At 58.6% G+C, this 22,618-nt stretch carries 19 protein-coding genes; 7 read left to right on the top strand and 12 right to left on the bottom strand.

Annotation, left to right across the window (positions count from 1 at the left end):
- Positions 1–17: 17 nt before the first annotated feature.
- From phnE to phnC, 3 genes are read right to left on the bottom strand one after another with little or no spacing between them, the layout of a single operon-like run.
- Positions 18–815 carry a phosphonate ABC transporter, permease protein PhnE gene (phnE, locus tag EIP75_RS14605; RefSeq protein ID WP_009238668.1) on the bottom strand — a complete coding sequence of 266 codons (798 nt, stop codon included), beginning with the start codon at positions 813–815 and terminating at the stop codon, positions 18–20.
- Between the two features lie 12 nt (positions 816–827).
- A complete protein-coding gene (phnD, locus tag EIP75_RS14600; protein WP_004629229.1) occupies positions 828–1,688 on the bottom strand; it encodes a phosphate/phosphite/phosphonate ABC transporter substrate-binding protein in 861 nt (286 codons plus the stop codon).
- 2 nt (positions 1,689–1,690) lie between these two features.
- A complete protein-coding gene (gene phnC, locus EIP75_RS14595; RefSeq protein WP_020200553.1) occupies positions 1,691–2,509 on the bottom strand; it encodes a phosphonate ABC transporter ATP-binding protein in 819 nt (272 codons plus the stop codon).
- A 463-nt stretch (positions 2,510–2,972) separates the two neighbouring features.
- On the opposite strand from phnC, the gene EIP75_RS14590 reads away from it, so the two are divergent.
- Positions 2,973–5,459 (top strand): AAA family ATPase, encoded by a 2,487-nt coding sequence (locus EIP75_RS14590; protein WP_125244023.1) that lies wholly within the window; start codon positions 2,973–2,975, stop codon positions 5,457–5,459.
- A gap of 21 nt (positions 5,460–5,480) precedes the next feature.
- On the opposite strand, the gene EIP75_RS14585 is transcribed toward EIP75_RS14590, so the two are convergent.
- Both EIP75_RS14585 and EIP75_RS14580 read right to left on the bottom strand, forming a co-directional pair.
- A complete protein-coding gene (locus EIP75_RS14585) occupies positions 5,481–5,786 on the bottom strand; it encodes a DUF5983 family protein (protein ID WP_125244022.1) in 306 nt (101 codons plus the stop codon).
- Between the two features lie 186 nt (positions 5,787–5,972).
- Complete coding sequence (locus EIP75_RS14580) at positions 5,973–6,554, bottom strand: JAB domain-containing protein (protein ID WP_233584873.1); 582 nt, start codon at positions 6,552–6,554, stop codon at positions 5,973–5,975.
- Positions 6,555–6,945: 391 nt separating this feature from the next.
- Here EIP75_RS14580 and EIP75_RS14575 point away from each other — a divergent pair, with 391 nt between their 5' ends.
- The gene (locus tag EIP75_RS14575) at positions 6,946–7,161 is read left to right on the top strand and encodes a hypothetical protein (RefSeq protein WP_125244020.1); all 216 of its coding nucleotides are present in this window, start codon (positions 6,946–6,948) and stop codon (positions 7,159–7,161) included.
- A gap of 26 nt (positions 7,162–7,187) precedes the next feature.
- Here EIP75_RS14575 and EIP75_RS14570 read toward each other — a convergent pair whose 3' ends face one another.
- From EIP75_RS14570 to EIP75_RS14540, 7 genes are all read right to left on the bottom strand, one after another.
- Positions 7,188–7,859, bottom strand: a complete 672-nt coding sequence (locus EIP75_RS14570; RefSeq protein WP_125244019.1) for a hypothetical protein — start codon at positions 7,857–7,859, stop codon at positions 7,188–7,190.
- Positions 7,860–7,944: 85 nt separating this feature from the next.
- Positions 7,945–8,175 (bottom strand): hypothetical protein, encoded by a 231-nt coding sequence (locus EIP75_RS14565; protein WP_125244018.1) that lies wholly within the window; start codon positions 8,173–8,175, stop codon positions 7,945–7,947.
- Between the two features lie 172 nt (positions 8,176–8,347).
- Positions 8,348–8,749, bottom strand: coding sequence for a hypothetical protein (locus EIP75_RS14560; RefSeq protein ID WP_233584872.1), 402 nt, complete (start codon positions 8,747–8,749; stop codon positions 8,348–8,350).
- A 1,011-nt stretch (positions 8,750–9,760) separates the two neighbouring features.
- On the bottom strand, positions 9,761–10,225 hold the full coding sequence (locus EIP75_RS14555; RefSeq protein ID WP_233584890.1) for a Mov34/MPN/PAD-1 family protein: 465 nt from the start codon (positions 10,223–10,225) through the stop codon (positions 9,761–9,763).
- Positions 10,200–11,909, bottom strand: a complete 1,710-nt coding sequence (locus tag EIP75_RS14550) for a ThiF family adenylyltransferase (protein ID WP_125244016.1) — start codon at positions 11,907–11,909, stop codon at positions 10,200–10,202. The genes EIP75_RS14555 and EIP75_RS14550 overlap by 26 nt, the downstream gene beginning before the upstream one ends.
- Positions 11,909–13,081, bottom strand: a complete 1,173-nt coding sequence (locus EIP75_RS14545; protein ID WP_125244015.1) for a CBASS cGAMP synthase — start codon at positions 13,079–13,081, stop codon at positions 11,909–11,911. Before EIP75_RS14545 ends, EIP75_RS14550 begins: the two co-directional genes overlap by 1 nt.
- Before the next feature lie 12 nt (positions 13,082–13,093).
- Positions 13,094–14,125, bottom strand: a complete 1,032-nt coding sequence (locus EIP75_RS14540; protein WP_125244014.1) for a CBASS cGAMP-activated phospholipase — start codon at positions 14,123–14,125, stop codon at positions 13,094–13,096.
- Between the two features lie 243 nt (positions 14,126–14,368).
- Here EIP75_RS14540 and EIP75_RS14535 point away from each other — a divergent pair, with 243 nt between their 5' ends.
- From EIP75_RS14535 to EIP75_RS14515, 5 genes are read left to right on the top strand one after another with little or no spacing between them, the layout of a single operon-like run.
- Entirely contained in the window at positions 14,369–16,774 is a 2,406-nt protein-coding gene (locus EIP75_RS14535) for a type I restriction-modification system subunit M (RefSeq protein ID WP_125244013.1), read from the top strand.
- On the top strand, positions 16,771–17,250 hold the full coding sequence (locus EIP75_RS14530) for a DUF1016 N-terminal domain-containing protein (protein ID WP_125244012.1): 480 nt from the start codon (positions 16,771–16,773) through the stop codon (positions 17,248–17,250). Before EIP75_RS14535 ends, EIP75_RS14530 begins: the two co-directional genes overlap by 4 nt.
- On the top strand, positions 17,250–18,557 hold the full coding sequence (locus tag EIP75_RS14525) for a restriction endonuclease subunit S (RefSeq protein ID WP_125244011.1): 1,308 nt from the start codon (positions 17,250–17,252) through the stop codon (positions 18,555–18,557). Before EIP75_RS14530 ends, EIP75_RS14525 begins: the two co-directional genes overlap by 1 nt.
- A gap of 7 nt (positions 18,558–18,564) precedes the next feature.
- Positions 18,565–21,522, top strand: a complete 2,958-nt coding sequence (locus EIP75_RS14520) for a type I restriction endonuclease subunit R (RefSeq protein WP_125244010.1) — start codon at positions 18,565–18,567, stop codon at positions 21,520–21,522.
- 16 nt (positions 21,523–21,538) lie between these two features.
- A complete protein-coding gene (locus EIP75_RS14515; protein WP_125244009.1) occupies positions 21,539–22,432 on the top strand; it encodes a hypothetical protein in 894 nt (297 codons plus the stop codon).
- Positions 22,433–22,618 lie beyond the last annotated feature (186 nt).

The following is a 22,618-nucleotide window of genomic DNA, read 5'->3' as shown; positions in this document are numbered from 1 at the left end:
TTTGTAAGCTTTGGGAGTTATTTGAACTTGCGACGCAGGAAGGAGCTGAAGGCGTCGACGAGGGTAACCATGCCTAAAATAACCAGCAAAATAGCCGAGACATCCTGGTATTGCATGATGCGCAGAGAGCCCATCAGCTCGAACCCGATTCCACCGGCGCCGACCATGCCCATCACGGTCGAAGCACGGAAGTTGTATTCCCATCGATAGATCGCGGTATCGGCCATTTGCGGAAGCACTTGGGGAAAGATCCCATGAAAAATCACCTGCAATGGCGTGCAGCCCGCTGCATGCGCGGCTTCTACCGGTGCCGGATCGGCATGTTCGATCGATTCCGAAAAAAATTTGGCGATCATGCCAACCGAATGTAAGCCTAGGGCTAAAACACCCGGCAATGCGCCGAAGCCAACGGCTGCCACGAACAGGATGCCCATGATCAGTTCGGGTATCGATCGCAAAGCGTTTAACAGGCCGCGTGTGGCTTGATACACGAGTGGATGAGGGCTAGTATTCCGCGCGGCGAGCACTCCTAAGGGAATGGATAGCAATACCGCGATTGCCGTGCCGGCGATACTCATGGCCAAGGTATCCAGTACCGGTTTGACCCAGGTGCCAGCCTGCGAGAAGTTCGGTGGGAACATCTCGCCGGCAATTTTTACCAGGCTTGGCATGCCATCCTTCAATCGCTCGGCATCAAATAGGCCGACGTAATACCAGCAACCGATCACAATCGCCAGCACAACGGCAAACTGCAGTATCGTGCGGTTCCATACGCGCTGGCGCTCGGCCAGAATCAAACCAAAATCAGCTTGCATGCTGTCGCTCACTTAGAACTTCGACAGATCGAGCTTGAGCAGTGTGCCAAGGCTGCGCACCACGTCATAGTCTTTGTCGCTGATCGGGCCGAAACCATCGGCTTTGAAAGGTTTCAGGACTTCCGGATCTTTGAGATTCAAGAAGGCTGCACGGATCTTTTCCTTCAGTTCCGGCTTCAGATTGCTGCGCATGGTCCACGGGTATTGCGGATATGGCTTCGATTCGGCAAGAACTTTTACTTTGTTGGGATCGACCAGTCCGCGCTGAACCAGGGATTCAAAAATCGGCTTACTCAAGCCGCCAGCCTGCGCGTGACCGTTTTGCACGGCCATGGCCACCGCGTCATGCGCACCGGCAAAGTGTTCGCGATAGTTTTCGCCGGCTTTCAAACCGTTTTCCGCCAATATCGACTTCGGAATCAAATGGCTGGAGGTGGATGCCTTATCACCGTAAGCGACATTCTTGTTGACGATATCACTGATTTTGGCGATGCCGGCGCCAGTATTGGCGATCAATACGGACTGGTAGGTAGTGCTACCCTTTTGCTTCATCGCTGCGAATGGCTCGATGTCGCTCTTTTGCTTAGCCAGCACATACGACAAGGGGCCAAAATATGCCATGTCGATACGGCCGTGACGCATGGCTTCGATCATTGACGAGTAATCAGTGGTAACCACCAGCTCAATTTTCTTTCCCAGCTCTTTTTCCAGATAGATTTCGAGCGGCTTGTTGTTTTTAATTACGGTCGATGCGTTTTCGTCCGGCAGCAGCGCAACTTTGAGCGTTTCTGGATCGGGATTGGATGATGCATGGCCAATGCTGCAGACGGCGGCAAGCAAGACAGACATTAATGCGGATGCGAGTTTTTTCATAATCAATCCTTTACGGTAGCAAGTTGCATGGGAAATGAAGTATCGATAAGCCGTTCCTCTCGAGCGTCTTGTGGAACGCTCAAAGAAGAACGGGGTACTTGTTCATACAGCGTGTCGTAACTGGCTTGATCCAAAGTCTGCGGGGCGGCATCAAAAATGACTCGGCCATGGGACAGGCCAATAATACGGTCGGCATAACGTTGAGCGAGGTCTACCTGATGCAGGCTGACGACCGCCGAAATCCCGTCCTCTTTACAAATGCGGTGCAGCAGACTTAGCACTCGCTCTGCAGTAGCAGGATCGAGGCTGGCTACCGGTTCATCAGCCAACACCAGTTTAGGTTGCTGAGCCAGAGCCCGGGCAATACCGATGCGTTGCTGCTGGCCGCCGCTCAATGCGTCGACACGGCTTAAGGCTTTGTGCAATAAGCCGACTCGGTCCAGACTTTGCAAGCATATGGATTGATCCTTCGCCGGGAGGGGGAATAGACTGCGTAATGCCGTGTGGTAGCCCATTCGGCCCATCGAAACGTTTTGCAAAGCCGTCAGTCGGCCAATCAATTGATGCTGTTGAAACACCATGCCAGTCTGTCGGCGATGCATGCGCAATGCACGCGAGTTCGCCAAATTTCCTAAGCCGGCGACAATGGTGGTGCCGCGCTGCGACGCATGCAGCGAATTAATACAGCGAAGTAGCGTGGATTTTCCAGCGCCGGAAGATCCGAGCAATACGGTGAACTGTCCCTGATGGAGTTTGAGAGTGGTGGGATACAGTGCAATCGCATCACCATAACTGACTGAGACATTCTGTAGTTCGATCATGACACCTCCGGCAGATTTGAATTCGTAATCAAAAATGATGACCTGATTACGAATCTGAATTGCAGCGATGGTAATGTCGTGATATGACACCCTGATGACTCGTTGATGTCATTTTTGTGGCATGGTCGCGGGTGCCTGTGAGGGAAATAAGTTGTGCTATCTATGCCAAATATAGACGTCTGCTATGGGTCGGAAGTACCTGTTCGTCGACGGAAGCAGCGGTCGTTCGATCGACTCGAACAGGCTTCCTCACCTTCAGCGACCGCTGCACCTCATGGAGCGGTCGCAAAGCAGGCCGATCGATGCCAAGCCGATGACCGCTTGGTGGTGTACAGCGTGCAAAGGAGTTTCGGGTCGTAAGACCACAACCGCTGCAGTGCTGGCATTCACCGTACTGACAGGCAGACGTTGACAACGTGACATCACGTCGGAAACTGGTTTCAGCAAACCGCTGGAGCCAACCATGCAACCACTGAAACTCACCCTCAAAGGCTTTCGGGGCATCCGTTATGGCCTGGGGCAAGACGTGTTGACCCTGGACTTCGAGCGCCTGGCCGATGGCGCTGAACTCGTCGCCATTGCAGGGGCCAATGGGCGGGGCAAGACCACGCTGATGGACAACATGCACCCCTATCTGACGATGCCGTCACGGGCGGCCTTGAGCGGCCCCGGCGGCTTTTCCTACTACGACCATGTCTGTCTACCGGAAAACGAAAAGGATCTGACCTGGTCACATGAAGGCAGGTGCTATCGATCCCAAGTGGTGATCCGGCTCAACGGGCGCCGCAAGACCGAGGCCTATTTGCATGCACTCAGTGATGAGGGCCAATGGCGCCCCGTCTGTCTCGACGATGGTCTGGTGTCCGATGGCAAGGTCGAGACCTACAGCCGCTGTGTGGAATCCATTTGTGGCAGCGCTGATACCTTCTTCACCTCCGCGTTCTCAGCGCAGGGCAAGCGCCAACTCAGCACCTACCGCAATGCCGAGATCAAGAGCCTGCTGTCCGACTTGCTCGGCCAGGAAGAAATCCGAGCGTTGGGGCAAAAGGCCAATGACACCGCCAAACTGATCAAGGCCGGGCTGTCGTCCATCAGGCAGGAGTTGGCCGGCCTAGATGCGGAGCATGCTCGCCTGGATGCGGGACTGCATCGCTTGCAAGGTGCATCCGACCGAGTTACGCAGACCTTGATTGGGCGAGAACAAGCGCAGCAGGCATTGGATGGGCATCGGGTTGGCCATGCCCGCTTGCAGGCACAACGGGATCAGTCACAGAGCACCGAGGCGCGTCGTGCGCAGTTGCTTGAGGAGCGCAAGGCGTTGATCGTTGCCGGCACGCGAGCCATCGAGGGGCTCAAGGCTCAAGAGCAGGATGCCTTGCAAGGCTTGGAGCGCTTGGCGCAACGCATCAACAGTAGGCGCACGCAAGCGCAGTCTCGGCAAAGCGCGCTCATGCAATCACGTCGCCAGTGCCTGAACGTGCTGGAAGAAGCTGACACGGTCCAGCGTGCGGCACATCGCCTGCCTCTGGCTGAACTGGTGCTGAGTGCCAGGCAACAGGAGATCGTTGTGTGCCGACAGCAGGTGCAGGCGATGAGGGATGCACAGGCCACGGAACGACTGCTAGTGCAGAAGCTAGCCAGCATCGAACTTGAGGCAGGCAGGGCGGCTTTGAAGGCCCAGGAGTTGGCACACCGCTTTGGCCTGGTCGCTGAGGTGCCTTGTGCGGGCACCGATCTGCAAGGGCAATGCAAGCTGCTGGGGGATGCGCATGAAGCCCAGACCCTGATGCCCAGCGCACAAGGCCAGATAGGTCGCCTGGCACAGGACAAGGCCCTGGCAGAACAGGAACTGTCCCTGATCCGCCATCGGTACGAAGAGCTGGCCCAGGCGCCGCAAGCGCTGGCCCGGGCCGAACGCTTGGGTGACATGGCTCGAACACGGGTGTCCCGCTTGTCGCTGCTGGCGACCAGGGCTGGCCAGATCAGCCAAGCCCGCGCCGCCTTGCAGACCATTGAGCTTGAACTGTCCTCATTGATGGCCGAGCTTGGCCGGACCCAAGGCAACGAGACGACCGAAGAGCAGGCCGAGCGCCAACAGATCGAGGCAGCACGCCTGCGGATCGCGCAGGCGCTGGTGCAACAGGCGCAGCATTTCCGGGAGGCGCTCAATCGCCTGGATGCGGTGCTTCACGCGTTGCCAACGCCCTTTGACCATCAGATGCTGGCCGCTGCCGCCCAGGCTGAGGCCCAAGCGCGCCTGGCCTTGTCCACCGCAGAGCAAGCCCACTTGGCCGCCGAGCGCGATGCCCAATCCAGGATTGAATTGACGGCTCAGGCGCGGGCCCTGGCTGATCGACGTGTGCAGGTGCAGTCCCGCGTGGCCCGAGCGGAGGACAGCTTGGGAAGTTGGAACCTGTTTGCCCGATGCATGAGCAACGATGGCCTGATCGCCCTGGCCATTGACGATGCAGGCCCGGCTTTGTCTGGCTTGGCCAATGACTTGCTGCTGGCCTGTTATGGCCCACGCTTCACCGTGTCCATCCTCACGCTGGTGGAGACAGGCAAGGGCGAGCAACGCGAGGGCTTTGACATCGTCGTGCATGACGGCGAGTCGGGCGACAGCAAGAGTCTGGGCCTGATGAGCGGAGGGGAGCGCGTGTGGGTCAACGAGTGCCTGACGCGGGCGGTGGCGCTGTACCTGGCGCAGCATGCAGGTCGGCGCTACGACGCCTTGTTTTCTGACGAAGCCGATGGGGCGCTGGACCCCGAGCGCAAACGCATGTTCATGGCCATGAAGCGCGAGGTGCTGCGCGTGGGCGGCTACCAGCGGGAGTTTTTTGTGTCGCAAACGCCGGAGTTGACCGCCATGGCCGACGCCGTGATCGACCTGGATGCGATGCGCGATCGCGGGGTGACTGTAGATGGCGCAAAAAAATGGGCGTCGGCCTGAGGGCGCGACGCCCGGTGGGGGTCAAAGGGGATCGGTCTCTTCGAAAATCGGCAGCCCGTCCACGATGGCTGCATCGCTGTCGAACTTGAGCCAGACGATGCCAGCCAATCTGGCTGCTTCGAAGATCGTGGCCATGTCGTTCTCAGCGGGCACCGTGTAGGGTGGGGCACCTACGTAGACGAAGCCACCATAGTCGTTCGGGTACACGTTGACCGACAAGTCGTCATTGGCCAGCTTCTGGCGTGTGGTCGCCGTCAAGTGGCTGATCGACAGGGCGACGAGAGGCTCAACCAGTTCCAACAGCCTGGTCACGATGAGTTTATCCAAGGCGAACTCCTTCTTGGCGAGAGCGGGGACTCGGTTCACGCACAGTCTTGCGGGACGGGCGTTGGAAGTCCATCCCACAGTTCCGACAGCGGAACCAACGCAAGCGGCCCAGTGAGCCCAACAAGACACCTTGTCCATCACATGCATGACAAGGTGGTGGCTGTTGGGAGGATGTGGCTGCCCTATTCACAGCAAGCCCTGTTCCGCAAAAGACAGGATGCGGTCGCCTCCTACGACGAAATGGTCGAGCACGCGCACGTCCACCATCATCAAAGAGGATTTCAGCGTCTGGGTCAAGAGTTCGTCTGCACTGCTTGGCGACAATTGACCGCTCGGGTGGTTATGGGCCAACAAAACGGATGCCGCGTTGTGGGCCAGCGCGCTTTTGACGACCTCACGAGGGTAAACAGACGTTTGGGTCAATGTGCCCCGGAACATCTCTTCAGCCTCGATCAGAACATGCTGGGCGTTCAGGTACAGCACCAGGAACACCTCGTGCTCCAAGCCAGCGCAGTACATGCATAGCCAGTCTTTGACAACCTGGGGTGAGGCCATGATCGGGCCATCCAGCATCTTGGTGCGCATGTCGCGCAGCAGCAGTTCGCGCGCGATGCTGAGTTTGTGGGCCAGCTCGGACGGCGAGTGCTCGAAGGCCTTGTAGGCCGCCGCCGCATCGCAAGCGCAGGGTTGGGTGGGGGAAACTTGGCGAACAGGTGTGGCCAGCAGCTCGCTGGCCAGTTCGGCACGGGACAAGTGGGTGACATTCACGGATTTCTCCTTCACAAAAAGGAAAAGCGGGAACGTCCTCTCCCGAGGGGATGGATGTTCCCGCTCGGGATGTGCTGACGCGTGGCCAGCACGGTCAATGAGGCAGGTGACGACTGCGACGCCGACGCAAGGTCGGGAGCGCATTCCGCGATGGAATGCAGGTAGCAGCGGGCAGTGTGTTGTGATGGCCGCAAGCGTTCAAGCCTTGACCGCTGCATGCCATGGACAAGGGGCCATGGAATCGGGGCATTGCGAAATGCAAGGCTTGGTGACAGCTGAATGTCACCTGAAGTTCAGTACAGAAATCTTGTCTCAGTGGGTGGCCAAAGCCGTGACACGGGCCTGAAATTTCGCCAAGATGGCGACTTGATCTCATGCAACGAGCACGACCATGATCCGTTTTGGCCTCCATATCCGGCTCACTCGGCGAGAGATTGAGCGCTTCAAGCTGATCACCGATTTGGAGCCTGTCGGCATCCGCACGCTGGCTGACCTGGATGCCTACATCGCGCAATGCAAGGCGCACTATTGGGGCGTCTCCAGGGACACCCAGTTTCTGCATTGGCTGATCGACCGCGAGTACCGGCAATGCCGCTCAGTGGCGTAGCAATGCGCACGCCGCCTGGCGGTTCATCAAGCAAAGACACGTGGCTCGATGGTGGCGCCGCGCATGAAGGCCAGGTAGGCAGCGGCCTTGCCGATGTCCGCGAAACAAGCGATGGCATCGCTGCCTCGCCTCACGGCCCATGGCAGGTCAGGGCATTCATTGGGCGACAGGCTCAAGTTGGCCTCTCGATAGGCTGGATGCCGATACGGTGTGTTGCCGGTCTGCCAGTCCACCAGGCACAGGATGCAGTCGGTCAAGATGGCGCCGCCGCCTGACTCGCCAGGCTCGACCAGCAGGGGGATTTTGAGCATGCCGCCAGATCGACCAATGCGGCCGACCACGCCATGCTCGTCAAGCCACGGTTCACCCGTGGCGAGGTCGCCCAGTATCAGGCGGATCTTCTCGCCAGTTCGGCGATAGGACTCCAGCACCTTGGCAGCCTTGGGATCGGTCCCGGGCGCAAAGTAGGTGCGTTGGCTCAGTGGGGAGCGGCCCCATGCGGCTGTGGCCATCAGGTATTTCTGATAGCCCGCCAGCGTGGCGTAGTCGCCTGGCGCAAAGGCCAGGTGGCTTTGGTCGAGTTGCTGTGCGATCTGGTTGGCATGATCGCGAGCATTGTCAAAGCCAAAGCAACTGTGGCCTGATCGCTCCGTGATGACATAGAGCTTTTGCTCCAGGTTGAGTGTGACGGTGGTCATGAGGATTCCTTGTGTGGAAGCCTGGGGACGCACCGCCGCTCGGGCCGTGGCCCCGCAGGCGTGTTGTGTCGCTATCAGGTCGGTATCAGCCTTGCGCGGCCAACCGGATAGGGGGCTGATCGCAGACGCTGTCCACCACTTGGCTTTGTCGCAGGTGCTCCAGCTTCAGCAGCAGTGCATGGGCATGTGCGCTGTCATCACCTGCCAGGCCAGGCTGAAGGGCCTGCACTTCCTTGATCAGCAAGCGCAGTTCCTGCACGATGGCCCGGTGGGCACGCTTCTCGATGGCGCACAAGGCGTCGGTTGCAGTGGTCATGGGAAATTCCTTCCGTGGGTGTGCCGCACTGCCACTCGGGCAGATGCAGGCGAAATGGGGGAGGACGCGGCATGCACCACCAGCAGGTGGGCAGGCGCGTGGGTCGATCTGGGCAGGGCCAGGGCGCTGGCCCCGGCACGGTCAAGACGCGGTGGTCTTGACGTGCGGGGAATCAGGCTGTCTGAGACACAGCATTGGGCTTTGACGGCTCTCCCGACGTGGCGGATGGCGCGTCCTTGGGCACAGGAGCTTGAGCTTCAAAAGACGATTGAGCCTGGGCAAACTCAGGCGCTTTCTTCAGGCGCTTGACTTGGGTCGCAGCCGGTTCGTTGGCCGTGGGTGGCAGGCATTCAACGGCGATGTCGCCGCCTTGGCGCAGCATGTGGCGAAGTGCCAAAGCTGGCGCAACAAAAACGCCATGGAACAGCCAACGCACGAACTGACCGATGCGCCTGTTGCGTGCGGCTGTGGCTTTGTGTGTCCGCAAGGATTGCTTGCAGCACAGGTACAGGGCCAGGTGGTTGCGCTTCATCAGTGGATCAGCTTCCAACTGGGCCATGACTTCGGCGGCCATGACGGGGTCCTGACCCACGCGGCGGTAAAAGCCCATCCAGGCACGAGACTCCTCAATCTCGACACAGCTGCGTTTGGGGCGAGCGCGAGACGCTTCATGATTCATGGTGTGAACTCCAGAAAGGAGGAAGGCACACCTATCCCGGCGGGGAGACGGTGGACTCCCCCAAAGGGTTGCGTGGAAGTGCAGCACAGCCGAATGGCCGAGGCACATGAAAGACGGTTCACATCCCATGAAGTCGAGGGCTCCCGATCAATCGGGCTTGACTTCAATGGGATGCGAACGCGGGTGAACACAAGTTGGGCGAGACCGGGGAGGTCTACGCGTCATTTCGTGTTCGACCCGAACTGTGGGCGAGGTCAATCGCCACGGTATCGATGTGCTGATGCTGGACCACAGTGAAGTGGTTCAGGCGGCAGCACGGTAAGCCATGACCTGTTCGACCTGTCGCGAGACAGGCGGCGCAGGCTTCAGCAATGCGGGTAGCACTGCAGGATGGATCACAGGCTCGCGGGCAAGCCCGGAGCCACCCAACAGCACGCAAATGGCGCGCGTTTCCCTTGTCGCATGAGGGCATGCGTTCATGACGTTCTCCTTCAGGGTGTGAAGGGGAACGCCTCGTCCCGGTGGGGAACATGGTGGTTCCCCAACTTGGGATGCTTCAGCCTTGGCGGTTGAAGCGGCTCGGCGGCGGCACGGTGAGGTGCGCCGATGACACGGTGTTCAGCATGAGGGCTGAACGAGGCACAAGGCCATTGACATGGCCGAGCTGAACCGAGGTTCAGCTTCTACAAGGCAGGTGACGACTGCGACGCCAGCATGGCTGGACTTCAGGGAGACCGAAATCTCCATTGAAGGCTTCGTGAACGCGATGTCCACAGGTAGCCCTTTCAGTCTGCTGGAGAGATGGTGCCAAATCAACATGACTTGAGCCTCACGGCGTGTTATCCATGCGAAGAAGCCCCCCAAATCCCGTCGATTGACGGTGGCGTTGTCCACGCATGCATGCGCTCATGGCACCAGCAAGTCGGTTGATCTGTGGCCGCTACCAAGCCCGACACCCACCCAGACATTGGAGATACCGATGATTAGAAACACCATGGGATTGGTCTTGTTGTCGGTGATGTCCAGCCAGCTTCTGATGTCGGTTGATGAAGGCGTTGGCAGCTGCTCTGGATGCGTATGCCACTCCCCGAGGTAGTCCATCTTCTGGCCGCTTTCAGTCCATTTCCTGACAGCCATGGACTGGTGGTACGACTCCTTACGGTGGAATCCAAAGCGGCTCCGGCGATCGTGTGGATGGGGCTCGGTGGCGTCAACAACATGCAGGTGCTCTCCTCGCCGGTATCCCAAGAGGATTCCACCCGACTCAGGGTCTCGGGGCCGCAGTTGCCTGTAGATGGACAGACGAGCGAGAACTTTGGGCTCAATGAGAACCCGTGCCTCAGTGCTACCGTACGGCTGGGATCGCAACATCATTGGTACCGCACGCTGGGCAGGCGGCCAGGCGGGTGAGATCCTGGTTCTTGACTTCGAACACGTCGGCGCTCGCAATTGAGCGGGTGCGAAACCGGGGGCTTGGGCTATCGCGCTGCAACCAGTCAAGGATGGTTTCAGTGGCCAATGTCGCGGCATGCATCGGCGCCGCAACACCATATGGCGTAAAGCCGGTGCACCCGATGAGTCTGCGCACGGGGTCCTCTTTAAGGACCTTGAATCTTTCTTCTCTGTAGTTCTTGTGATCTGCCAAGCGCAGGCACCGGAAGCATCCCCCTTTGCTGCCTTGAACCCAAAGTGTCTGAACAGTCTGCCCATTCCCTTTGATCCACGCGTGCAACAAAGGTGTTTTCGTCGCCTCGGCAATTCTGCGGGCATTGAGAAACTCGCTCACAGACTCTTCGCCAGTGGCATCGATCACCAAATCGGCGGAGAACAAGGCAGGAACGCCACGGACGTCAGTCGGACTCGCGTCAATGGTGGAGAAAGGGAACTGGCGAACAAGTTCATCACGCAAGGCGGTCGCCTTGGATTTGAACAGTGCTGGATAGCCCAACACATGCCTTCCGATGTTCTCCGGTTTGAGTTTGTCGGGGTCGATCAACATCAACTTTCCACCATTTGCTCCAGCGCCAAGTCGAACCAGAGATAGAGCGACATAGGAGCCAATCGCACCGCATCCCACAACCTTGATCTGCCGGCCGCTGAGGTCCTTGAAAGTCAAGTTTCGACTGTGGACGAACGCAGGCCCGAACTCCGAAATGGACAATCGCATGATGCCGCGTGTGCCGCCTTTGCCGTGGAGGTGCTGTTTGTAAAGCCGCGGCTTCTTGATGGCGCCCAGCCGTTGGATTTGGTCGAGATCGAAGCCGAATCCGAGCCAGCCGATGGGCGTTTTTACGGCAAAGGTCGCTTGCTTGTATTCGAGGTATCGGGGCTCCTTCTCCAGGATGCGCTGAACGCCGTTCGAGATGCCCTTGTCCCACGCCTTTAGCCAGGCGAATAACGCTTTCACGGTTGATGGCATGACATCCGGCACAACAGGAAGCACGTCGGTTTGGAACAGCCAGCACGGGCAGGTTGTCTTTTCGGGAGCTGAAGCACCGAGTGCTCCAGCGAAGGCAGCAACTTCCTTTTCTGAGTCTGCGATCAATGCGGTCGGCACGCCGTTGATGTCGACGAGCCAGTAGTTGGTACAGGTGGCACCGGGTGCGACGGTGCCAATGAGCACATCCCAGATGGCCGTCGATTGGCCATTGAGCCAATGCACCATGAATTCGTCTTGGATGTCGCCCCTGCGATAGTCCGCATCAAAGCGAATTTGTTCAAGTACCAGCTTGGCCTGGTCAAGACACTGAGCGAGTGCTTCAGCTGGGTTGTAGCGATCAAGGACAACTGATCCTGCTGCAAAGTAGCAAAGCCATCCTTCGGCAGTCAGGTGCGGAACGAGGGGAGGGAAACCGTCGGTGCCATCGAGCACGATGATCGATGGATAACGCAGAAAGTCCCAGTCCGTGATGCTCAGCCGAACGCGCACATTGCCACCACGGCAAGGCAAATCGCCCTCAAAAGAACGCGTGCCAGCACGGTTGCCTGCAGGCTCAAAGCCACGCGTGCGAAGCAACCGCAGGGCGTCGGTCAGCTGCGCATCATTCGGGGTCATCAGCCAGCCGTGGTGGCTCTGACGATCGGGCGGCTGACCTCACGAGCAGGCACGCTTCTCACCGCATCATTGCCGCTGTCTGGCTCGATCAGATCGGTCCGCATTGGGATGCGCAAACCAAGTTGGCTTTGGATGATGTCGATGGCATCACCCGGCGCGTGCAAGGGCTTCAGCCGCGCCGCCTGAATTTGCTGCGCCAGGGTGATGGCCATGGCTGAAGCCTCTTCCCGTTGCGCCGGATTCAAGCGCTTGTTGAAGTCTTCCTTGCCTTCGTCAATGCCTGGCGCACGGATGTCTCCGCGCAAAGCGTTGGCGAGGGTCTTGGACGCCGCCTCCAAAGCCAGATCGTCACGACCACGGATCGCTTCGAACTTCTGTGCGACGGCCACCATGATGCAAACGGACGTGGGCCCATCGCCAGCTTTCCAATGCAGGTCACGCCAAGCCTTGAGGTAGCAACACACCCGGCGCAGCTGATCGGTATGTTCCTTCACCCGGTCAAGGAACCACTTCGAGACAGCTTCAGGGTCTGATGATTTCCATTCGCCAGACCGCGTCGCCATGACGATGTGATCCAGGTCGGCCCACTCTTGTTCTGCGATCTCGCCGAACGCCGCATTCTCAACCAGGGCGCCACGCGCCGAGTCAAGCGTCAACTGAGCGGAGAAGGACTTTTCAAGGATCGTCGCGAACTCTTCTTCAGGTGCAGCGTACAAAGGGATATCGATGTGCGCCCAGTTGTTGATCTGGATCCTGATGCAGGTGTCCTTGCCGGTGATCAGTTCCCAACCCTTGTCCGTGCAAAGGTCCGCCAGCAGTTTCTCCACCAGCGTGAAGTAGAGCTTCGCCATCTTGTGCGGCGGGCCATTGTCTTCCCAAACCGTGACCGGCAAGTACACACCGAAGTCCCAATCCATTTCCTGGGGTGGCTGCCATGCTGGCTGGATGCAGGTCCTATACGACCAGGAGCCTTGGGTGCGGAATTTTGGGTCGACTGCCTTGTCCATGCCGAGCACGGCTACTGTCGCCGCTCGAATGCGTGGCCGCAGATGATCCCGAATGTCGTTCTTGGCCTGAACCAAGGTCTCCCGTTGATGTGGGGTGGGGGCGAGGCGGTCGATGAAGACATCGGTCTCGGAAGTGGCGAACAGCAGTCGATTGAGTTTCAGCATGAGAGACCCCGGTCAAGGAGATGCGTGTTCGCCGTGAAAGAAGACTGACTTGGGTGGCGAGTGTTCCAAGAAAGCCAGTAGACGTGGGTCACTGATGCATCGTTTCGAGCGCTCAATGGCGGCGCCGAGCAGCACCTCACGTGCGTGGGCATCGGCCTTGTCAAGCGCGACCGCTCGGGCACGTTCATCGAACAGGTCGTCATCGATGCGCAGGTATCGGTTTTCCAGACGGTGCTCCAGCACCTTGTCAGTCAGAACCTCTTGTGCGGAGATGGACAACCCAAAGAGCCTCTTGGGCATGTTGCTGGGGTTCCAGCCACCCCAGTCGTAGGCGCCACCTTGCCGGTTGTGCCGAGGGTCAACGGTGAACTTCGACGACATCGTCCCGATGCTCAGCATGCGGATGTGCTTGATATCTCTACCGAAGAAATGCTGCGATTCATGGAGCGCGAGCAGTCCCGGTGAGTTCGCGAACAACCCACCATCGACATACTGCCCCCCATTGAACACATGACGCGGAAAGTAGGCCGGCGCAGCACTGGTCGCAAGCCCGATGTCCACCAGGCGATGTTTGTGGTCTCGTTTGAACGTGGGGTGGTGCCCCGTCTTGAAGACAACAGGCTCACCCGTTGTGTAGTTGATGGAGGGGACCATCACGGGGTGAAGGCAAGCGCCCAGGAGTCGGTCGCCGAAGACTTCGGGGGCCTCAAGCTGCGCCTTGAGCGATGCGGGCGAATAGGGTGCGCGCACCATTCCCAGAAAAGACCAGCGCTTTTTGAAGATATCCTCGCCGTGCTTGACGAAGAGGTCAACCATCGTTTGCGCCCGGATTTCCAATGCGAGGGCCAGCGCCAAGATCCCGCCAATCGAGGTGCCTGTGATCAGATCGAACTTGGTTGCGATGGGCCCCTGGAGCTCCTGCTCGATGTCTGCAAGCACTTTTGCGGTGTACAGGCCTCTGTAGCCGCCGCCTGAAAGCGCAAGGACTTGGAATACCTTGTTTTGATCTGGCTGCGACGCTGAACAGGGGGCAGGTGCTGACATGAGGTGTACTTGTGGCAGGCGCTATTTAGTGTCTGGGTGGGGTAAAAAACACTACAGGTAGCGTTTTATCACATTTTCCATGTGGATTTATACAGTGTCAAGTCTCCGGGGCTCTCGTCCAGCGATTCCGAGCAGTTGGGCGTTGCTGTATGGCGCAAGCCCCAGACATTCAGTGATCCAATCGAGCCTTGGCTCGGTGGAAAATCATGCCCATCGCGATTTCCCCCGATTTCCCAGGTATTTATGGATCACGCAGCACATAACAAGATCGTCTCGTTCATCTGGTCCATTGCAGATGACTGCTTGCGCGACGTTTTTGTACGGGGCAAATACCGTGACGTGATCCTGCCTATGTTCGTTCTCCGCCGCCTGGACTGCTTGCTTGAGCCGAGCAAGGCGGGTGTGCTCGAAGAAGTGCGGTTCCAGCAAGAAGACGCGGCGATGGCTGATCTGGACCCGCACGGCCTGCGCGATGCGTCTGGCTACGTCTTCTACAACACGTCCAAGTTCACGCTCAAGAGCCTGCTGGGCAACCCCACGCAACTGGAAGCCAACCTCAAGAATTATCTCGACGGGTTTTCGGACAACGTGAAGGAAATCGTCGACAAGTTCGACCTGCGCAACCAGATCCGCAAGATGGCGCAGTCCGACGTGCTCCACGACGTCATCGAAAAATTCGTCTCCGAAGAAATCAACCTCAGCCCGGATGATCGCAAGGGCCCGGATGGCCGCACACAGCCTGGCTTGTCCAACCTGGGCATGGGCTACGTGTTCGAAGAGTTGATCCGCAAGTTCAACGAAGAGAACAACGAAGAGGCCGGTGAACACTTCACGCCGCGTGAGGTCATCAAGCTGATGACGAACCTGGTGTTCATCCCCGTCAAGGATCAGCTTCCCAACCCGCTGACCATTTACGACCCCGCTTGCGGCAGCGGTGGCATGTTGACCGAGTCCCAGGACTTCGTGACCGACCCTGAAGGCGAGATCAAGGCCAAGGTGGGCGTCTTCTTGTACGGCAAGGAGGTCAACCCCGAGACCTATGCCATCTGCAAGTCCGACATGATGATCAAGGGCAACGACCCCGAGAACATCCGCTTTGGCTCGACGCTGGCCACCAACGATTTCTCTGGCAAGCGCTTCGACTTCATGTTGACGAACCCGCCCTACGGCAAGTCATGGAAGAGCGACCAGAAGAGCATTGTTGAAGGCAAGGAAGTCATTGACCACCGCTTCCAGGTCAACCTGTCCGACTACACGGGCGAGCGCTTTGATTTTTACCCGGCCATCCCTCGCTCCTCAGATGGGCAGTTGCTGTTTCTGATGGAGATGGTGGACAAGATGAAGCGTCGTGCCGACAGCCCTGTGCGGTTTGCCGGCTCGCGCATTGCATCGGTCCACAACGGCTCGGCCCTGTTCACCGGTGATGCAGGCAGTGGCGAGAGCAACATCCGCCGCCACCTGATCGAGCACGATTACCTCGAAGCCATCATCCAGCTGCCCAACAACCTGTTCTATAACACCGGCATCACCACCTACGTGTGGCTGCTCACGAACAACAAGCCTGCCAAGCGCCAGGGCAAGGTGCAGTTGATCGACGCGTCCAACCTGTTCCAGAAACTGCGCAAGAACCTGGGAGAGAAGAACTGCGAGTTCACCGACGAGCACATTGAGCAGATCACCCAGTTGTACCTGACCATGCCGGCGGATGGCATCTCGAAGGTCTTCCACAACCGGGACTTCGGCTATTACAAAGTCACGGTGGAGCGCCCATTGCGGTTGGCAGCCCAGTTCACACCCGAGCGCATGGCCACCTTGCGCTACACGCCGGGCATGCAGGAGATCATGGAATGGGTGCACGGCAAGTATGGCGAAGAGGTCTATACCGGCCTGAAGGCCCATGCCGAGGCCATTGAGAACCACCTTGAGCGCGAAGAAATCACCCTTTCGCCCAAGAGCCGCAAAGAGCTGTTGTCTGAGACCACTTGGCTGGCGCAGCGATCCATCATGCAAGCCGCTCAGCAATTGGCTGGGGTGATCGGCAGTGCGGAGCACCTTGATTTCAATGTGTTCGAAGCCCTGGTGGACGATGCCATCAAAGCTTTGGGCCTCAAGCTTGCTGCGAACGAGCGCAAGCAGATCCTGAACGCCGTGAGCTGGCGAGACCCGCGCGCAGCCAAGGTGATCAAGAAGCGACACCAGCTCACCGCAGCCAAGCTCAAGGACTTGTTGGCCGAACTGAAAACCACGGCCGACAAGCTGGCCGACCATGGCTATTGGCCAGCAGAGGTGCAGGCCGCCGCTGAAACCAAGGGCGTCAAGAAAGCGGCCAAGGCGGGCGAGTACATCGAGTACGAACCTGACAGCGAGTTGCGCGACACCGAAAACGTGCCGCTCTCACTGGACGCCAGCCTGCCCGCCTCTGGCGTCATCCACGATTACTTCATCAAGGAAGTGCGCCCTCATGTGGACGAGGCCTGGATCGCGCTGGACAAGACGGTCATCGGCTATGAAATCAGCTTCAACAAATACTTCTACCAGCACAAGCCATTGCGCAGCCTGGAAGCGGTGACCCAGGAAATCCTGGCCCTGGAAGCCGAGACGGATGGCCTGCTCAAGGCCTTGGTGGCTTTTGTGGGGCCAGGGGCATGAGCCCGCGCAAGGTTGTGGCGCCCCAGGCAGCGGCCTTGCCAGGCGAGTTGCTGGGCCGTGTCGTCACCATCCTGGAAGATGCGCGCCAGCGCGTCGCGCGCACGGTCAACAGCGAGATGGTGCTGGCCTACTGGCTGATCGGGCGCGAGATTGTGCAGGCACTGCAGGGCGGGCAAGATAGGGCGGGTTATGGCCAGAGCCTGCTGGACGGACTGGCCTCTGAGTTGACCGCCCGCTTTGGGCGCGGCTTCTCGGCCACCAACCTCAAGAACTGCCGTTTGTTCTACCAGGCCTACGCGGAGCGCCATCCCGAAATTCGTCAGACAGCGTCTGACGAATCGAGCCCCTCGGGGTTTCTGGCTGAACTGTCGTGGTCGCACTATGTGTTCCTGACGGGTTTGCGCAATGCCGAGAGCGCCGTGGCGGGTGGTCAAGATGGCAGCCTGCCTGTCGCCAGCAAGAAGGCGGGCAAGTGATGCGGCGGTACGAACAGTACAAGCCCAGCAGCCTGGATTGGTTGGCGGATGTGCCATCTCACTGGCAGGTCGTGGCCAATCGTGCCCTCTTCAGGGAGCGCCAAGAAGCTGGCGAGGATGGCCTACCGGTGCTGTCAGTTTCCCTGCACACGGGTGTTTCAGACGACGAGCAGAACGAAGAAGAGAACGCCCGCACCAGAACGCGCATGACCGATCGCACCAGCTACAAACGCGTTCGCCCTGGCGACGTTGCGTACAACATGATGCGTGCCTGGCAGGGCGCCATTGGGGCGGTTCGCACGGATGGCTTGGTCAGCCCTGCCTACGTGGTGGCCGCGCCGACCGCTGCGTTGAACCCTGCCTACTTTGAGTACCTGTACCGCACGGACTGGCTCATCGGCGAAATGAACCGGGCATCCAAGGGCATAACGGACTTTCGCAAGCGCCTGTACTGGCAAGAATTCAAGCAGCTGTCGACGTTGGTTCCGCCACTCGACGAGCAAGATTGCATCGTTGCTTTCCTTGATCAAAAGACCGCTGAGGTCGATGCGGCCATCGCCAAGAAAGAGCGCCTGATCGAACTACTTGCAGAACAGCGCGGTATTCAAATCAATCAGGCCGTGACTCGCGGTCTTCAGCCAAACGTTGCGTTGAGAGACAGTGATGTCGAATGGTTGGGGGTCATCCCTCAGCACTGGGAGTCGGTGCCGCTCAAGCATGTCTCGGCGGTCCAAAGTGGATTGACCCTGGGGAAAAACTACGCTCAGCTGCGAGGGGCCAAGCGGTATCCATATCTGCGCGTTGCGAACGTTCAGGACGGCTATATCGATCTCTCGGAAGTCACCGAAATCACCATGCCCGTTCGAGAGGCAAAGAACTATCTTCTGCGTACAGGTGACATTCTTGTCACCGAAGGCGGCGACATTGACAAGCTAGGCCGAGGAAACTGCTGGTACGGGGAGATAGAAGACTGCTTGCATCAGAATCATGTCTTCGCCGTGCGTGTGCTTTGCAAGGTTCGACCTGAATTCGTCAGTCTGATCACCAGCGTGCCGTATGCCAGACGCTATTTCACGACCACGGCAAACAAGACAACCAATTTGGCTTCAACCAACAAGACTAAGCTTGGCAACCTGCCATTGCTGGTTCCTCCTCTGCAAGAGCAGGATGCCATCTTGGCGCATTGCCATGACGTGAAGGTTAGATTTGCAGGGTTGATCGCAGGGATCAATAAAGAAATTGCAGCGCTGAAGGAAATGAAGAACGTTTTGATCGCCGAAACAATCAGCGGAAAAATTAAAGTTTAGGGGAACCATGGTCAGTCAAACCAACGAAGCCGCGCTTGAAACGCACATCGAAACAGCCCTGGTCAAGGATGGCTATCGCGTTGGCAACCCGGCTGACTTTGACCGGACCTTCGCGGTCGATCGCCAGCTGTTCTGGGAGTTTCTGGAATCCACCCAACCCCAGGAGGTGGCCAAGCTCAAAGACCGCCCCAACTGGCAGCGCCTGGTGCTGGAGCGGCTCAGCAAGAAGATCAAGAAAGACAGCGTGCTGGCCGTGCTCAAGAAGGGGCTCGATGTGGACGACGCCCACTTCGATCTGCTCTACCGCCAGCCCTACAACCAGCTCAACCCCGAGGTGCTGGCCCGCTACGAGGCCAATGTGTTCAGCGTCACCCGGCAGGTGCACTACAGCGAGACCGACAGCCTCAAGTCCATCGACATGGTGCTGTTCGTCAATGGCCTGGCCATCGCCACCATCGAGCTCAAGAACCCCTGGACCGGGCAAACGGTCTGGAACGCCATCTACAAGCAGTACAACCTGCGCGATCCCAATGAGCCGATCTTCGAGTTCGGCCGCTGCCTGGTGCACTTGGCCGCAGACCCGGACGAGGTCTACATGTGCACCCGCCTGGCTGGCAAGGACAGCAACTTCCTGCCATTCAACAAGGGCGTGGACCACGGCAAGGGCAATCCGGTCAACCCGAACGGCTATAAAACAGCCTACCTGTGGGAAGAGATCCTGGCGCGTCGCAGCCTGAGCAACATCATTGAGCAGTTCGCCAAGTTCACGGTTGAGAAGGACAAGAAGACCGGCAAGGAGCGCAAGGCGCTGTACTTCCCGCGTTATCAGCAGCTGGATGTGGTCCGCCGCATCTTGGCCGACGCCCAGCAGAACGGCGTGGGCCTGAGCTACCTGATCCAGCACTCGGCGGGCTCGGGCAAGTCCAACTCCATCACCTGGCTGGCGTATCAGTTGGTGGAGTTGTACAACCAGGCAGGCACGGCCAATGTGTTTGATTCTGTGGTCGTGGTGACAGACCGGCGCGTGCTCGACACCCAGCTCAAGGACAACATCAAGCTGTTCTCCGAGACCAAGAACATCGTGGCCCACTGCGAGAGCGGGCAGGAGCTGAAGTACAACCTGGAGGCCGGCAAGAAGGTCATCATCACCACGGTGCAGAAGTTCCCGCGCATCGTTGAAGGCATGGAGGCCCTGACGGACCGCCGCTTTGCGGTGATCATTGACGAGGCCCACTCATCGCAATCCGGCACGAGCGCCGACAGCCTGAACGAGGCCATTGGCGGTGAAGACGCCGAAGCGCCCGAGGACATCCAGGACAAGATCCTGGCTGCCATGGCGGGCCGCAAGATGAGCAAGAACGCCAGTTACTTTGCGTTCACGGCCACGCCCAAGCCTGCCACGCTGGAAAAGTTTGGCCGCCAAGGCGCCGACGGCAAGTTCTACCCCTTCCACCTGTATTCAATGAAGCAGGCCATCGAGGAGAAATTCATCCTCGATGTGCTGGAGAAGTACACCACGTACAAGAGCTACTACGAGGTGCAGAAGTCAGTCGAAGGCAATCCGCTGTTCGATACCGCCAAGGCCCACAAGAAGCTCAAGGCATTTGTCGAAGCCAGCCCCAAGACCATCGAAGTGAAGGCCCGCATCATGGTCGATCACTTCATGAGCAGTGTGTGGCAGGCCAAGAAGCTCAAGGGCAAGGCCAAAGCCATGGTGGTCACCCGCAACATCGAGTGTGCCATTCGTTATTTCTTCGCCATCCGCACCGCCTTGCAGGAAGCCAACGCGCCGTTCAAGGCGCTGGTGGCGTTCTCTGGCGAAAAGACGGTGGACGGCGTCAAGTACACCGAAGACAGCATCAACGGCATCGCCGTGCGTGCCCTGCCCGACGAGTTCGAGAAGGATGACTACAAGATCCTGGTGGTGGCCAACAAGTACCTGACTGGTTTTGACGAGCCCATGCTGCACACCATGTACGTGGACAAGAAGCTGCAGGGCGTGCTGGCGGTTCAGGCGCTGTCTCGCCTCAATCGCTGCAACTGGAAGCTCGACAAGCGCGACACCTTTGTGCTGGACTTCTATAACTCGGTGGACGACATCAAGGCCGCCTTCGATCCGTTCTACACCGCCACGTCGCTGAGCGAGCCCACCGACGTGAACGTGCTGCATGACCTGAAGGATGCGCTTGATGCCTTTGGCATCTACGACTGGAGTGAGGTGACGAGCTTCAACGAGAAGTTCTTTGCCAGCGCACAGGCCGAGGAGCTGGCGCCCATCATTGACGCGGTGGTGGCACGGTTTGATGCCGATCTTGACGATGAAAAGCGCATCGACTTCAAGATCAAGGCCAAGCAGTTCGTGAAGATCTATGCCCAGGTGGCGGCCATCTTGCCGTTCAACAACGTGAACTGGGAGATGCTGCACTGGTTCTTGAAGTTCCTCATCCCCAAGCTGAAGGTCAAAGACCCCGATCAGGACAAGCTGGACGAGTTGCTCAACAGCGTGGACCTGTCGACCTACGGCCTGGAGCGCTCGCGTCTGGAGGTCAAGATCGGCCTGGATGAATCCGAGGCTGAACAAGAGCCAGCCAACCCCAATCTGCGCGGTGCGCACATGGGGGAGGGCGATAAGGATCCGTTGGAAGACATTGTGCGCACCTTCAACGAGCGCCACTTTGCAGGCTGGGAAGCAACTCCGGAAGAGCAACGGGTGAAGTTCATCAACATCGCCAAGCATGTGGTGGCGCACGTTGATTACCGTGCCCAGGTTGAAGACAACCCCGATGCACAGAACAGGCAGTTGGCCCTGGAGAAGATCATCCAGCAGGCCATCAGCATGGAGCGCAGGCGGGAACTGGATTTGTACAAACAGTACGCCTCTGACCCGGATTTCAAGCGCGCATTTGACGCCAGCATCTCCCGGCTGATTTCCAGTGGAGGCTGGATGGACCGGCCTTCTGTCTAAGCGGCATTGTCATCACATGATTGCATTCGATCCCAATACCTGGCTGATGTATGAAGGCCTTTCCAACTACGGGCATGGCGTCTCGCCTGCACCTGTGGTGTCTGTCGCCACGTTTGTCCAGGCCGAAGCAGACTGGCGCCGTGTGCCTGCCAGTGGTGCCTTGCGGGATGCGTCGTGCGTGTTCCGTGAAGACTACTTTGACCCTGTCAGCCGGATTCGGCGTGGCAGGTTCTACGAGGTAGCAGGGCGTTCTCAGCCTGACGACTGGCGCGTTCACAAGCACCCGGTTGTTGCTGAAGACATTGGTCGTCAGGAGCCAGATGGCCGGTTCAAAAAATCCTTGATCTCATTCAGCCCGATGGGCAATGTGAGCCAACGCTTGGTGACCACGCCACGCACGCTGGTGGTGCTGGGGGCCGGCTCGGCCGTCACCGTCTGGAACATCGTGTCGGTGGAGCGTGCAGGCAATGATGAAGACCTGGTCACGATGCGTGCACGCTCGAACCTCGGCTTTCTGCCGGATCTCGTCTTGGATGCCATTCCGTCGGCAGCGCGAGAGCGCGTAAGCGCCGCCGTCATCAAGGTGGTGGACGGGGCTCACCGATCCAGCGGCATCACGGTGGTGGATCTGTGCCGGGATGCAATGGGCGTGATCTTGTCCGCGCACCTTCATCTGGACGCTGGTGAGGATGCGAAGGTCATTGAAAAAGACCTTGGCGCGCTGATTGCGAAGCTGCCACCGGAATCAAAGCTGTTTCGTGCGGCGGCAGATGTGGTCTGCAAGCTCCACCCCAGGGGTAAGTCCAATGAGCAACAGCGCCTGGGCACCCGCGATGTCACGGACGCTGATGGTGCCTTTGCCATCGAGGCTCTGGGGTTCGTGCTTCGTGATCTGGGCTGGGCGCGTTGAGCCACGGACAGCGTTGCTCAAAAATGGAGCAGCCCGAGGTTTCGTCTTTGGGCAGGTAAGCATCGCACTTCCATGCGGTAAGTTGTCCCCAGTTTTTGTGGATAACTCACGAGCCCATTGAGTGGTCTGGAGGGGGGCGGAATGCACCTTGATTTCAGGGGGGCAGGTGAGAACCTGTATGCATGG

Origin of the sequence: Aquabacterium soli, from assembly GCF_003933735.1 — a bacterium.
Taxonomy (GTDB): domain Bacteria; phylum Pseudomonadota; class Gammaproteobacteria; order Burkholderiales; family Burkholderiaceae_C; genus Aquabacterium; species Aquabacterium soli.
This window is presented reverse-complemented; position numbering and strand designations above follow the sequence as displayed.

Bases quoted from the DNA above. Each gene is read 5' to 3' on its own strand.
- phnE (WP_009238668.1), bottom strand. From the start codon at position 815: ATGCAAGCTGATTTTGGTTTGATTCTGGCCGAGCGCCAGCGCGTATGG.
- phnD (WP_004629229.1), bottom strand. From the start codon at position 1,688: ATGAAAAAACTCGCATCCGCATTAATGTCTGTCTTGCTTGCCGCCGTC.
- phnC (WP_020200553.1), bottom strand. From the start codon at position 2,509: ATGATCGAACTACAGAATGTCTCAGTCAGTTATGGTGATGCGATTGCA.
- EIP75_RS14590 (WP_125244023.1), top strand. From the start codon at position 2,973: ATGCAACCACTGAAACTCACCCTCAAAGGCTTTCGGGGCATCCGTTAT.
- EIP75_RS14575 (WP_125244020.1), top strand. From the start codon at position 6,946: ATGATCCGTTTTGGCCTCCATATCCGGCTCACTCGGCGAGAGATTGAG.
- EIP75_RS14570 (WP_125244019.1), bottom strand. From the start codon at position 7,859: ATGACCACCGTCACACTCAACCTGGAGCAAAAGCTCTATGTCATCACG.
- EIP75_RS14565 (WP_125244018.1), bottom strand. From the start codon at position 8,175: ATGACCACTGCAACCGACGCCTTGTGCGCCATCGAGAAGCGTGCCCAC.
- EIP75_RS14560 (WP_233584872.1), bottom strand. From the start codon at position 8,749: ATGGCCGCCGAAGTCATGGCCCAGTTGGAAGCTGATCCACTGATGAAG.
- EIP75_RS14555 (WP_233584890.1), bottom strand. From the start codon at position 10,225: ATGTTGCGATCCCAGCCGTACGGTAGCACTGAGGCACGGGTTCTCATT.
- EIP75_RS14550 (WP_125244016.1), bottom strand. From the start codon at position 11,909: ATGACCCCGAATGATGCGCAGCTGACCGACGCCCTGCGGTTGCTTCGC.
- EIP75_RS14545 (WP_125244015.1), bottom strand. From the start codon at position 13,081: ATGCTGAAACTCAATCGACTGCTGTTCGCCACTTCCGAGACCGATGTC.
- EIP75_RS14540 (WP_125244014.1), bottom strand. From the start codon at position 14,125: ATGTCAGCACCTGCCCCCTGTTCAGCGTCGCAGCCAGATCAAAACAAG.
- EIP75_RS14535 (WP_125244013.1), top strand. From the start codon at position 14,369: ATGGATCACGCAGCACATAACAAGATCGTCTCGTTCATCTGGTCCATT.
- EIP75_RS14530 (WP_125244012.1), top strand. From the start codon at position 16,771: ATGAGCCCGCGCAAGGTTGTGGCGCCCCAGGCAGCGGCCTTGCCAGGC.
- EIP75_RS14525 (WP_125244011.1), top strand. From the start codon at position 17,250: ATGCGGCGGTACGAACAGTACAAGCCCAGCAGCCTGGATTGGTTGGCG.
- EIP75_RS14520 (WP_125244010.1), top strand. From the start codon at position 18,565: ATGGTCAGTCAAACCAACGAAGCCGCGCTTGAAACGCACATCGAAACA.
- EIP75_RS14515 (WP_125244009.1), top strand. From the start codon at position 21,539: ATGATTGCATTCGATCCCAATACCTGGCTGATGTATGAAGGCCTTTCC.